General features: G+C 36.9%; 13 protein-coding genes and 1 pseudogene. 8 read left to right on the forward strand and 6 right to left on the reverse strand.

Going from position 1 to position 12363, the window contains the following annotated elements:
- Positions 1 to 79 precede the first annotated feature (79 nt).
- On the forward strand, positions 80 to 247 hold the full coding sequence (locus AC4GZ8_RS16680) for a hypothetical protein (protein WP_491083021.1): 168 nt from the start codon (positions 80 to 82) through the stop codon (positions 245 to 247).
- A gap of 53 nt (positions 248 to 300) precedes the next feature.
- Here the strand turns inward: AC4GZ8_RS16680 and yfkAB are convergent.
- Positions 301 to 966, reverse strand: a pseudogene (gene yfkAB / locus AC4GZ8_RS16685) (radical SAM/CxCxxxxC motif protein YfkAB); the annotation flags it as partial.
- A gap of 324 nt (positions 967 to 1290) precedes the next feature.
- Here yfkAB and AC4GZ8_RS16690 point away from each other — a divergent pair.
- From AC4GZ8_RS16690 to AC4GZ8_RS16720, 7 genes are all read left to right on the forward strand, one after another.
- A complete protein-coding gene (locus AC4GZ8_RS16690) occupies positions 1291 to 1479 on the forward strand; it encodes an SE1561 family protein (RefSeq protein WP_491083022.1) in 189 nt (62 codons plus the stop codon).
- A 501-nt stretch (positions 1480 to 1980) separates the two neighbouring features.
- Positions 1981 to 3519 carry a fumarate hydratase gene (locus AC4GZ8_RS16695; protein WP_491083023.1) on the forward strand — a complete coding sequence of 513 codons (1539 nt, stop codon included), beginning with the start codon at positions 1981 to 1983 and terminating at the stop codon, positions 3517 to 3519.
- A 290-nt stretch (positions 3520 to 3809) separates the two neighbouring features.
- Positions 3810 to 4595 (forward strand): delta-lactam-biosynthetic de-N-acetylase, encoded by a 786-nt coding sequence (gene pdaA, locus AC4GZ8_RS16700; protein WP_491083065.1) that lies wholly within the window; start codon positions 3810 to 3812, stop codon positions 4593 to 4595.
- 134 nt (positions 4596 to 4729) lie between these two features.
- Entirely contained in the window at positions 4730 to 5596 is an 867-nt protein-coding gene (locus tag AC4GZ8_RS16705) for a DNA-3-methyladenine glycosylase family protein (protein ID WP_491083024.1), read from the forward strand.
- Positions 5597 to 5615: 19 nt separating this feature from the next.
- Positions 5616 to 7007: a 23S rRNA (uracil(1939)-C(5))-methyltransferase RlmD gene (gene rlmD, locus AC4GZ8_RS16710; protein ID WP_491083025.1), complete on the forward strand. Its 1392-nt coding sequence runs from the start codon at positions 5616 to 5618 to the stop codon at positions 7005 to 7007.
- 262 nt (positions 7008 to 7269) lie between these two features.
- Positions 7270 to 7314: an erythromycin resistance leader peptide gene (locus AC4GZ8_RS16715; RefSeq protein ID WP_105980607.1), complete on the forward strand. Its 45-nt coding sequence runs from the start codon at positions 7270 to 7272 to the stop codon at positions 7312 to 7314.
- 403 nt (positions 7315 to 7717) lie between these two features.
- Positions 7718 to 9181 carry an Msr family ABC-F type ribosomal protection protein gene (locus tag AC4GZ8_RS16720; RefSeq protein WP_491083026.1) on the forward strand — a complete coding sequence of 488 codons (1464 nt, stop codon included), beginning with the start codon at positions 7718 to 7720 and terminating at the stop codon, positions 9179 to 9181.
- Positions 9182 to 9260: 79 nt separating this feature from the next.
- Here AC4GZ8_RS16720 and AC4GZ8_RS16725 read toward each other — a convergent pair whose 3' ends face one another.
- From AC4GZ8_RS16725 to AC4GZ8_RS16745, 5 genes are all read right to left on the reverse strand, one after another.
- Entirely contained in the window at positions 9261 to 9947 is a 687-nt protein-coding gene (locus tag AC4GZ8_RS16725; protein ID WP_491083027.1) for a response regulator transcription factor, read from the reverse strand.
- Positions 9948 to 11033 (reverse strand): sensor histidine kinase, encoded by a 1086-nt coding sequence (locus AC4GZ8_RS16730; RefSeq protein ID WP_491083028.1) that lies wholly within the window; start codon positions 11031 to 11033, stop codon positions 9948 to 9950.
- Positions 11034 to 11113: 80 nt separating this feature from the next.
- Positions 11114 to 11296 (reverse strand): DUF5957 family protein, encoded by a 183-nt coding sequence (locus AC4GZ8_RS16735; RefSeq protein WP_491083029.1) that lies wholly within the window; start codon positions 11294 to 11296, stop codon positions 11114 to 11116.
- A gap of 2 nt (positions 11297 to 11298) precedes the next feature.
- A complete protein-coding gene (locus AC4GZ8_RS16740; RefSeq protein WP_491083066.1) occupies positions 11299 to 11700 on the reverse strand; it encodes a DUF6220 domain-containing protein in 402 nt (133 codons plus the stop codon).
- A gap of 132 nt (positions 11701 to 11832) precedes the next feature.
- A complete protein-coding gene (locus AC4GZ8_RS16745) occupies positions 11833 to 12237 on the reverse strand; it encodes a hypothetical protein (RefSeq protein ID WP_491083030.1) in 405 nt (134 codons plus the stop codon).
- Positions 12238 to 12363: the final 126 nt, after the last annotated feature.

Here is a 12363-nt window from a genome sequence, read left to right on the forward strand (position 1 = left end):
CTAATGGTTAAGTAGAGGGCTATTTGTTTTAGATCAATAGGACAGACAGCCTAAACATTACTTTAGGGAGAGGGTACAGATGGAGAAAACAACTACAGAGATTAAAAAGCCTTATTCTAAGATAAATGAGCTGTTAGGAATGCCTCAGCCTGAGGAGAAAGATATTTATATTGTAGATGGAGTTACCATTGTTAGAGAGGGAACGCTTGATGTAGATAAGTTTATTAAAAAAGCCTTGAGCCTGTAGAGCTTGAGGCTAATTTTTTTGTCTTTTAAAGGTCATGAAATTTATTACATAAGATACATTGGATGAATTTCATGACGCTGACATAGCATTTCCTCCACCACTTGCTTGTGGATTTTTTCGATATATGGAAGTGTCCGTTTATTGAGCATTGTTTCAGCTGATACGATAACACCGGCTTTTACAAGAGCACGGCTATTCTCGATCATTCGCTCAAACAAGGCTGCCCGTTGTTCATAGGTTGGTTTGCGATCCATAACAGCAAAGCCAACCTCGACAAATTCATCAATTGTGCCCCAGTTATGAGATATATGTAAGACATCTAAATAAGGAATAATCTTTTCATAACGTTTTAAATCAAGGGTTAAATTTGAATTTATTTGTGTACGAACCCCTCGTTCATGGGCATACTTTAATAAAGGAACAACATATTGTTCAACTGATTTTAAGGAAAGCATCGGCTCTCCACCTGTGATACTTAGGGAACGAAGAGCGGGTACTTCGTCTAAACGCTTTAATAAAAGATCAAGCGGAAGAGCTTGTGGATCTTTTGGTTGTAATGTATAGCCAACAGCACAATGTTCACATCGCATATTACAAAGGGTTGTTGTCGTGAATTCTATATTTGTTAACGTCATTTCACCATACTGCTTCACATCTAAATATGCTTCCCATGGATCATAAGACGTTGTAATGGGTTTTACTGATTTTAGTGCATTCATTTGTTTGCTCCTTTTTAAAGGGTAAAAATAGCATGCTATAAAAGACAATATAGCCAATAGCATACCTTTCATTTTAACATGAACGAACATAATACACACCCTGTGAATGCTTAACCGGTACTTGTCAAAGGGTGAAATCTAGTCTACGATACATTTATCCCATTCTTAACGGGCAGTAAGACTCCCACTTCAAGATTAGAGAATCAAGAAGATAAGTGGGGGATAACTGCCCGTAAAGATCCGATAAGTTTCGCTAACCATCAGTGAGGGATGAAGAAAACCACAACTGATGGAAGTCTCACTTTATTTGAAAGGGGAGAGATGATGGGTAACGCTGTACATGATAAGGATTCCCAATTATCTTATTTAAAAAATCGATTAAATATGTTTTTAGAAGTATTAGACTCAATGGATCCTGAATCTACAGATGTAGAGGATATAGATCGTTTGATCCAAATGCTCGACGATCTTGAGATGAAACAAAATCAATTTAAAAAAGAGTGGAAAGAGTAAGCTGACACGATTTGTGTTGGCTTTTTTGTATTGGTTCTTTTTACGGTAAGCCATCAGCGAAAGATTTCAAGTTCAAGTGTTGTGAAATAAGCACTTTGTTTGAAAACGCTTCGATTTGGCTTTTCAATAAATAGTCTTACGAGTATAATAAAAATTGTGGGAAATGACTGAAAGTTTACTAAATGACTAGAGTAATAGGATTGTGACCTAAGCACTTTGTATGTAGCAGCTTTGAAGGTGCTTGAGCATTTCAAATGAACGTTTAAAATTATTATTTAAATGAACTGGGGTAAGCGCATTGACATCCAGCTACAGCGCCTAGCCTCGAAGCACAGGACGTGCGAGTGCAGTCGTTGTGACAGGACGTCGCGATTTTAGACTGTCTCGAGGTCATAAGCCACAAATGAATTGAAGACAATGAACGTCTTCTATTCATTTGCGTCTTAATTGCCCGAGGTTGTTCGAGGCGCTTACGCTTTTGTTCATGAGGGGGAAATCGAGATGAAAAACTTTTATGAAAGTATGTACCAATTAATTGTAGAAACTTCGACCAACTTGCCAAAAGACGTAAGAAGAGCAATCGCTGCAGCAAAGCTAAAGGAAAGTGCAGGAACACGTTCAGCGATGTCATTAGCAACAATTACAAATAATATCAAAATGGCAGATGATAATGTGTCTCCTATTTGCCAAGACACTGGATTGCCAACATTCAAAATAAAGGTACCTATTGGTGCAAATCAAATAGAAATGAAAAAAGACATTAAACGTGCAATTGAACAGGCTACAAAGGATGGAAAACTTCGTCCTAACTCTGTTGATTCGATTACAGGTGATAATAGCGGGGATAACTTAGGTGAAGGGACACCTGTTATTAAATTTGAACAATGGGAAAAAGATTATATAGATGCTCGTCTTATTTTAAAAGGCGGCGGCTGTGAAAATAAAAACATTCAATACAGTCTTCCGTGCGAACTTGAAGGTTTAGGGAAAGCTGGCCGTGACTTAGATGGTATTCGTAAATGTATTATGCATTCAGTTTACCAAGCACAAGGACAAGGCTGTAGTGCAGGCTTTATCGGAGTAGGCATCGGAGGAGATCGGACAAGCGGCTATGAGCTTGCCAAAGATCAACTATTTAGACGTGTTGATGATGTAAATGAGCGTGAGGAATTACGTCAGCTTGAAGAGTATGTAATGGAACACGCAAATGAATTAGGAATCGGGACAATGGGATTTGGAGGAGAAACGACGCTGCTTGGATGTAAAGTAGGTGTGATAAACCGTATTCCAGCGAGCTTCTTTGTCTCCGTTGCTTACAATTGCTGGGCATATCGCCGTTTAGGGGTATTGATTAATCCGGAAAGCGGTTCTATTAACGAGTGGCTATATCAGGATGGAGAGGAAATTGACTTCTCACAGGATGAAGTAGCTACAACAGAAGAACAAGCAATCGAAACAAGAGAAGTGGTTCTTGAAGCACCAATTACGGAAGAAAAAATAAGAGAGTTAAAAGTTGGAGATGTTGTTCGTATTAACGGAATGATGTACACCGGCCGTGATGCTATTCATAAATATCTTTCTGAAAATGATTCTCCAGTTGATTTAAATGGCCAGATTATCTATCACTGTGGACCGGTTATGCTAAAAGATGAGGATGGCAACTATCATGTGAAAGCAGCAGGTCCTACAACAAGTATTCGTGAGGAACCATATCAAGGGGATATCATGAAGAGATTTGGCATTCGAGCAGTAATTGGAAAAGGTGGAATGGGACCTAAAACATTAAAGGCATTAGAAGAGCATGGTGGAGTATACTTAAATGCAATTGGCGGCGCTGCACAATATTATGCCGATTGTATTAAATCTGTAGAAGGTGTAGATCTTATGCAATTTGGGATTCCAGAAGCAATGTGGCACTTAAAAGTTGAAGGCTTTACAGCTGTTGTCACAATGGATTCACACGGAAATAGCCTTCATGCTGATGTCGATAAAAGCTCACTTGAAAAGCTAGAGAAATTTAAGGAACCAGTATTTAAATAAACGTTTAAATAGGTGGAAGACCCGCGAAATATGCGGGTCTTCTTTTTTTATGGGATTTTATCTTCGATTTTTCTGATATATCTTCGATTATTAAAATTTATCGACGATTTTTGAAATATATTTTCGATTATTCAAATTTATTTTCGATTAGACTTTTTTCGACAATTTTTTTACGAATTAAACGGGATTCTTATTTTTTGGGATTTTTTCTCAGTATTGAAATCCTCTCTTTAACAACACTATAAATAATTATGTAAAATGAGGAGAGAACTGTCATGAAAAAATGGTCCATGTTGCTGACTCTTTTTTGTCTTCTTTTTTTATCAATGAATACCGTACAAGCCGTTTCAAATAAGCCAATCCACTGGGGATTTAAAAGAAGCCAAAATCACGAGCCGGCTTCAGCTGGGAAAGAATTAGATGAGCTCTTAGCTCAATATGGTTCCTTTTATTTAGGAGATACCTCAAAAAAGGAAATTTATTTAACATTTGATAATGGATATGAAAATGGATACACAGAAAAAGTATTGGATGTTTTAAAAGAACGCAAAGTACCAGCCACTTTTTTTGTAACCGGACATTATTTAAATTCTGAACCTGACTTAGTAAAGCGAATGGTTGATGAGGGGCATATTGTCGGTAATCACTCTTGGTACCATCCTGATTTAACAACACAAAGTGATACCGAGTTTAAAAAAGAGCTGGAATCTGTCCGACTCAAAGTTGAAGAACTTACAGGCCAAAAAGGAATGAGTTATCTGCGTCCTCCGCGGGGGATTTTTAGTGAAAAAGTACTCGCAAGGGCAAAGGAACTTGGTTATACATCTGTCTTTTGGTCTTTAGCTTTTGTTGATTGGAAAGTAGATGCGCAAAAGGGCTGGAAGTACTCCTACGACAACATCATGAAGCAAATTCATCCTGGTTCTATTTTGTTGCTTCATACTGTATCAAAGGATAATGCCGAAGCATTAGATCATGCCATTGTAGAATTAAGAAAACAGGGATATACCTTTAAAAGTCTAGATGATTTAATGATCAAAAAAATGATTGACCACCCTTATTTCATTTCCCTTTGAGCTATATTCAAAGGGTTTTTCGTCTTTATCCCGCTCTTAACAAGCAGTAAGCCCCATCTAATAAAAGTTTCACTTTATAAAATGAAGGAGTATGAATGGTATAATAAAAGTAAAAGGTGAAAAGGAAGAAATATATGTGGATGGAAACGGTAGTATGTAAGGGGCCATACAATTTTGACTCTGTTTTGGACAGATTATCAATGGATCCAATCATATCTCTTAATAAAAGCGAAAAGGTTATAAAAGTACCTGTACTCATAGAAAATAAGCCCAACGTCATTACAGTAAAAGCAGTCGGAACGATACACGAACCTGCTTTTGAAGTTAGTGGTAAAGACGAAAGCATGAAAGAAGCTGCACTAAAAAAAGTAAAAAGCATTTTTAGGTGGGACTATCCATTACAAGATGTAGCCAAGCATTTTCAACAAACAAATATTGCTAAGATCTTCAAACAACACGAAGGGACGCCTCTTGTGTTAGAATTTGATCTTTATAGCTGTTTAGTAAAGTGCATCATTCATCAGCAATTAAACTTAGCCTTTGCTCACACATTAACAGCAAGATTTGTCAAACAGTTTGGCTATGAGGTTGATAATGTGTGGTTCTACCCCAAGCCTGAAGTAGTTGCTAGGCTGAAATACGAGGAATTAAGAGAACTTCAATTTAGTCAAAGAAAAGCAGAGTACCTTATTGATACATCGAAGCTTATCGCTGATAAAATCTTGATTTTAGATGAGTTGGCTAAGCAGTCAGATGAAGAAATATTGAAAACGTTAATTAAGATTCGCGGAATTGGTCCTTGGACCGTTCAAAACATGTTACTCTCTGGACTTGGACGGCCAAACCTTTTTCCAAAAGCGGATATTGGGGTGCAAAGAGCGATTCAACAACATTTTCAGCTTGAAGCAAAACCGACAAATGATGAAATGGATCAATATAGTGAGCAATGGTCACCCTATTTAAGCTACGCAACATTGTATTTATGGAGAAGCATTGAGTAGAAACGGAGAGTATACGTTTATGAAAGAAAAGAAGCAAGCGAGTAATATTAAAATTTCTAAAGGGCAAACCTTTCCCCTTACGATCAAAAGACTAGGAATTAATGGTGAGGGAGTAGGCTATTTTAAGAGACAAGTTGTTTTTGTCCCTGGCGCATTACCTGGAGAGGAAGTCTTAGTTGAAGCGACGAAGATTCAGCCTAAGTTTGCGGAAGGAAAAGTAAAAAAGGTCCGCAAATCGTCTCCATTTAGAGTAAAGCCACCTTGTCCGATTTATGAAGAATGTGGAGGCTGTCAGCTTCAGCATTTGGCTTATGATCAACAGCTTAAGGAAAAACGAGATATTGTTATTCAATCATTGGAACGACATACAAAATTAAAGGTAAACCAATTAGATATTCGCTCAACTATTGGCATGGAAGATCCTTGGAATTACCGAAACAAGAGCCAATTTCAAGTTGGTCAGCAAAAAGGGAAAGTAATTGCAGGCTTATATGGATTAGAATCACACCGTTTAGTTCCTATTCAAAATTGTATGGTGCAGCATCCTTTAACAAATAAGGTTTCTGATGGAGTTAAACAGATTTTAGAGGACTTTCAAGTACCAATTTACGATGAACGAAAACGAAAAGGGATTGTCCGGACAATCGTCACCCGTGCTGGTTTTCAGTCAGGTGAAGTACAAGTTGTATTAATCACCACTCAAAAAGAGGTACCACGAAAAAAATTAATCATTGCAGAAATTCAAAAGAGATTTCCAGAGGTTAAATCAATTGTACAAAACATAAATGGAAACAAAACCTCTTTAATCTTCGGAGAAAAAACACTTCATCTCAGCGGTGAAGAAGTCATTCAAGAAACACTTGGTGACCTAAGCTTTGAGCTTTCAGCTAGAGCATTTTTTCAATTAAATCCAGTTCAAACTGTGAAGCTTTATGATGAAGTAAAAAAAGCAGCACAATTAACCGGTCGCGAAAAAATAGCGGATGCCTATTGCGGAGTCGGGACAATCGGATTATGGCTTGCAAGTGATGCAAGTGAAGTGCGCGGAATGGATACAATTGAAGCGGCGATTATTGACGCACAAGAGAATGCTCAAAAACACGGGTATACAAATACCACATATGTAGCAGGAACAGCTGAGCATTGGCTCCCAAAATGGGTTGAAGAAGGGTGGAGACCTGATGTTGTAGTCGTCGACCCTCCAAGAACAGGCTGTGACCGCAAGCTGCTAGATGCGATTAAAAAGGTAAGACCAAAGAAATTTGTTTATGTATCATGTAACCCAAGTACATTGGCGAAGGATATTGATTATTTAAGTAAGGATTATAAGGTTGAGTATATTCAGCCTGTTGATATGTTTCCTCATACGGCGCATGTCGAGTGTGTTGCAAGTTTGAGTTTAAAGGTGTAATCCCGAAATAAAGTCTTATCATACGAACCTTGATTTCGTTAATAAAACATTTGCGAAGTCAGGGTCTTTTTCATATTTAATCCTTCTCCTGTTTCTTCTCCATTCAAGCTAGGAGTAGAGATGCTCCATGAACTCATTTCAGAAACGGAGACATCAGATTAAAGGGAATCAATGGATTTCCGATGTATTTACCTTTGACTTTTATCAAAAGGCATTCTACAATTAATACTGAATGTTAAACCTTAAGGAGGATTATTAAAAAATGACACATTCGATGAGACTACGATTCCCAACTTTGAACCAGTAATTGAATATGGTCAAAGGCTCTGTTTGTGTATGCAGAGTAAACGGGATTAGTCTGTCCTTTTTTAATAATCTTCATTTCATATTTGAGATATTGTTATTCTCACAATACAATCAGTATATTACCCAAACATACTTTTTAAGATGGGTTGTTACTGTTTGTTCATGCAGGATAAAAATATGCAATATGTTGAAAGACAGCTTGATCTGGCTTTCTTTATTTTTGTTGAATTTATCCTTTTTTTGTGATACCAAAGGAAGGTTTATTTGCTGATGGTTCCTAACAGCCCCTTAATTGAATAAGGATGGGTCTCTTTCCCTTTTACTCTAAATCACAGGCAGATGCTTGTGATTTTTTTATTTTGAAACAAATCAAGATTTTAGCAGGCGAAAGGGAGTAGAGAGTAATGGAAAATGTATGTATTGAATTAGAAAATATAGAACTTTCATTTTTAGATAAGGTGGTATTAAACATCCCGCGACTGGCGATTCACCAGTTTGATCGAATAGGTATTGTAGGAAAAAATGGTGCAGGTAAGAGTACCTTGTTGAAATTAATAAATGGTCAAATTAAGCCAGAAAAAGGCCGCATAAAACGGTTTGTTGATTTTGCTTATTTTGATCAGCTTACATCGCCTAAGCAAACAGAAATAGAATATGATTTAAAAGGAAAATTGTCTATACCAGAAACGGAAATTGAATACTTTAGCGGTGGTGAACAGACAAGACTGAAGTTAGCTCAAATTTTCTCAAACTATCATGAAGGATTATTAATTGATGAGCCTACCACCCATCTTGATTCAGACGGTATCCGTTTTTTTATTGAGGAATTAATGTACTATTATGGTGCTCTTGTGCTTGTGAGTCACGACCGGTACGTATTGGATAAACTGGTGACAAAAATTTGGGAAGTGGAAGGTGGGAATGTTACCGAATATAAAGGGAACTATTCGGATTATGTGGAACAAAAAGAACTTCAGAAAAGGCAGCAGCAAGAACAACATGATCAATACGTAAAAGAAAAATCACGTCTTATTAAAGCAGCAGAGGAAAAAATGAAGAAGGCTGAAAAAATTACACAGGCGAATGGACACATTTCCAAAAAGGAAACAAAAGCAAAGGCAAATAAGATGTTTATGACGAAATCAAAGGATACAAGTCAAAGGGCAGTACAAAAAGCAGCAAAGGCGATAGAGCAGAGAGTGGAACAACTTGAAGCAGTCGATGCTCCAAAAGAGGAGCAGATCATTCGTTTTCATCAATCAAAAGCTCTTCAGTTACACAATAAAGTTCCGATTATAGCAGATCGCTTAACGCTAAAGGCAGGAAACAAGATTCTTCTTGAAGAATCGAGTTTCCAATTCCCATTAGGCAAAACGATTGCCATTACAGGAAAAAATGGTTCAGGTAAAACCACTTTGCTTCACCATATCTTGCAACGTGGTGAAGGGGTTACAATTTCTCCAAAAGCAGTCATTGGAGCTTACGAACAGATGGATTATCAATTTATGAAAGATGAAACAGTACTAGTATATTTAAAAAATAGAAGCGACTTTGACGAAAGTAAAATCCGCTCTGTCCTTCATTCCATGGGTTTTGCAGGTAATGATTTAAAAAAGAATGTCCGAAATTTAAGCGGCGGAGAGGCAATACGTCTAGTGTTGTGCCAGCTTTTCCTAGGAAGATATAATATGTTAGTTTTAGATGAGCCAACAAACTTTTTAGATGTCTTTTGTATTGAGGCGTTAGAGCGTTTCATAAAAGCGTATGAAGGAACAGTACTCCTTGTATCACATGATCGGACTTTTATTGATAAGGTGGCTGATTGTGTATATGCTATAGAAGATCAAAAATTATTGTTAAAAAGCTAAGATAGAAAGGAGCAGGGGTTTACTCTGCTTCTTTTTACTAGGGGTCATTAAAAAGGTAAGGGATGAGGTTCTCAGCCAATTATTTCTTAAACCGATAACCTACACCCCAAATTGTTTCGATAAATTGTGGATGTGAAGGGGATTCCTCGATTTTTTCCCTTATTTTCCTGATGTGGACGGTGACGGTGTTGACATCGCCGATTGAGTCATATCCCCAGATTCGTTCCATTAAGTATTCTTTCGTAAAAACAATGTTTGGGTTTGTAGCCAAAAATGTTAATAGATCAAATTCTTTGGCCGTAAGGATTCTTTCTTCATTGTTTTTAAACACTCGTCTTGAGTCAAGCTGAATGAGAAGGTCTCCGATTTGGATGTCATGTTGTTTTGGTTCCCGATTGATTAACCGATTGTATCTTGAAATATGTCCCTTTACTCTTGCGACTAGCTCATTTGGGTTAAACGGTTTTTCGATATAGTCGTCTGCACCTCGATCAAACCCCCGAATTTTGTCAATGTCTTCTTTTCGGGCTGTTACCATAAGGATGGGGATATCCAATGTTTGTCTCAGCTTTTTGCATAATTCAAATCCATTCATTCCTGGGAGCATTAAGTCTAGAATAATTAGACTATAGGTGTTCGTCATCGCGAGTTTTAATCCTTCTTCACCAGTTATGGCAATGTCACTTTCAAATCCATTAACCTCTAGATAATCTCGTTCTAATTCTGCAATATTTACTTCATCCTCAATAATTAATATCTTTGGCATTTATACCACCTTTTTTAGTTGAAAATAAACACTTGTGCCTTTACCTCGTTCACTTTCAGCCCAAATCGATCCGCCATGTTGTTCAATTATTTTTTTAGCGATCGATAATCCAAGGCCGCTTCCGCCAGTTGAAGAGTTTCTGGAAGCATCCGTACGATAAAAGCTTTCAAAAATAAATGGAAGATCTTCCTGCCTTATACCGCTTCCATTATCGCTCATTTTGACGAGGATTGAATCATTGCCTGAGGATAAGTGGACTTGGATTTTTTTATTTTCCTTATCCATGTATTTCAGGCTGTTTTGAATGATATTTGAGACAACCCGTCTTAATTTTTCCCGGTCAGCTTCCACAAGATATAACTTGCTTTTATCTGCAAAAAGCTCTGCTGAACCTTGTTCACTTTCTAAGTGTAACGCGAGTTCCTCAATAAAATCTGCAAAAAAAGAATATAAGTCTACTTTCTCAAAGTGAAAAGACTCTCGCTTTAAATCTAATTTAGAATATAGAAATAATTCATCTATAAGTCCATCCATATCTTGTGCCGTTTTATAGACGATGTTCATATAACGTTCTAGTTTTTCCGGAGTATTTGCCACTCCATCTTGAATGCCTTTTACATAACCTTTGATGGATGTTAATGGTGTTTTAAGATCGTGGGAGATACTGGCTATCAGTTCCTGCCGGTTTTGTTCATAGCGCATCTGGGCCATTTTTGCATCTTTAAGTTTTAATCGCATCTCCTCAAATGTATTACTAAGCTCACCAAGTTCATCATTCTTGGTGGATTTTACACTATAGTCTAAATCCCCGTTACTTATTTTCTTTGCAGCAATGGAAAGTTTCTTAATTGGCATGATGATACTTTTTGATACATAAAAAGTTAAGAAACCATTTGTAATAGCTAATATTAGGATCATGCCAATAAAACGAAGATTGATAAACATTCTTAAGTCATCGCCTTGAGGATTCCCGTTAAATACAACAAAAAGCAGATAGCCCAAAACAATTTCTAATAATAAGAAACAAATAATTGGAATAACAACCATACCGATATTAGACAATAGTAATCGTTTCTTGATTGACAACATGATCACCTGCTAGCGTTTTAAGTTCTAAATTATTGTGTCCATTATAAGGGAAGGATATAGGATTGTGTTCGGCAGCCCTATTTGTTGTTCCAGATCGGGACCACAATTGCACAAAGCAAAGCAGTAAAGTAAGGAAGATACTTGATCCCAATCGGTTCATGAAACAAAATCATTCCAACTATACCAATCATACTGGACAAGGCAATTCCAAGAATAAAGCCGCCAGTAATTCCTACTAAAATAGATAGTAATAATCTCAATTTTAATCCCTCTTTCTTTTATTAAAAATGATTTTCCAAGTCTTTAAAACAGTGATACTTGATAAAACAAATAAAATACAGGCAAAAACAGCGTGCATTGGCCCAACCCATGGTATGACAGCTCTAATATTTGCTGTAAAGTACATAAGGAATATGGATACAAGGAATCCAAATAGATGCCAGTATGCCCAGCGTGGCAGGGCTCCTACAAATGCAAAGATAAGCATTAAAACTGGTAAATTAAAACCAAACAAGTGGACAAACATGATGTGCTTCGCCCAATTGACAGGGCTCATAAAGACGGCCATCCCAGCCAAGTAAATCTGTGCCAAGATACATAGTGTAAATAAAATGGCCAAAATGAAATAACTGAGTCTCCCAACACGAATTCTAAGATTATTCACTTCCAAGTAAATGACCTCCAGTAATTTTTATTTGTGTCCATCATAAGTGGCAATTCTAAATCACTTCTTAGTAAATTCTTAAATAATTATTAAATATGAAATAATAGGTCTGTTTTTCTATCAGTTTTTCAATCATGCATGTTGTTTTATTTTTATAAACATCATGGCGATTGCCCCTGATAGTAATCCCCATATAGCGTTTGTTGCTAAAACACTGACAAATGCAAATGGATTCGTTAGCGGTCCTTGTAAGTGACCCGTTAGGATCGGTGAAAAGATACCACTAATGATGATTGCGAATATACCGTAACCCATCCCGGCGAAAAGTAATGTTAGTAGCGGTTTTGGTTCGTTTTTGATGACAACTGCCGTGATCCATATGAATGTGATCATAATGGTTGAAGTAATACTTGTGACTGGTTTCCCGATTGCTTCAGATATTCCTGTCATACTCATAATTGGTCTTGAAAGGGCAATAGCAGAAAGTACAGCAATGAGTTTCCAATTTAAACCTTTATATCGGTTATTGTTTGACATGATGATCAACCTCTTTCTATTAATAAAATTCTTACACAACAAACAATAACCCCAATTTCTTATCTAAACCTAAAGCATTTATTAAATAATTCTTAAATGAAAATGTGGGCTTGTTTTTATCTCTTT

Source organism: Metabacillus sp. RB-C-LZQ-3-1 (assembly GCF_058315175.1).

Excerpts from the sequence above, each read along its gene's own strand:
- AC4GZ8_RS16705 (WP_491083024.1), top strand. The coding sequence starts at position 4,730 with ATGTGGATGGAAACGGTAGTATGTAAGGGGCCATACAATTTTGACTCT.
- AC4GZ8_RS16720 (WP_491083026.1), top strand. The coding sequence starts at position 7,718 with ATGGAAAATGTATGTATTGAATTAGAAAATATAGAACTTTCATTTTTA.
- AC4GZ8_RS16745 (WP_491083030.1), bottom strand. The coding sequence starts at position 12,237 with ATGTCAAACAATAACCGATATAAAGGTTTAAATTGGAAACTCATTGCT.
- AC4GZ8_RS16680 (WP_491083021.1), top strand. The coding sequence starts at position 80 with ATGGAGAAAACAACTACAGAGATTAAAAAGCCTTATTCTAAGATAAAT.
- AC4GZ8_RS16725 (WP_491083027.1), bottom strand. The coding sequence starts at position 9,947 with ATGCCAAAGATATTAATTATTGAGGATGAAGTAAATATTGCAGAATTA.
- rlmD (WP_491083025.1), top strand. The coding sequence starts at position 5,616 with ATGAAAGAAAAGAAGCAAGCGAGTAATATTAAAATTTCTAAAGGGCAA.
- AC4GZ8_RS16690 (WP_491083022.1), top strand. The coding sequence starts at position 1,291 with ATGGGTAACGCTGTACATGATAAGGATTCCCAATTATCTTATTTAAAA.
- AC4GZ8_RS16695 (WP_491083023.1), top strand. The coding sequence starts at position 1,981 with ATGAAAAACTTTTATGAAAGTATGTACCAATTAATTGTAGAAACTTCG.
- pdaA (WP_491083065.1), top strand. The coding sequence starts at position 3,810 with ATGTTGCTGACTCTTTTTTGTCTTCTTTTTTTATCAATGAATACCGTA.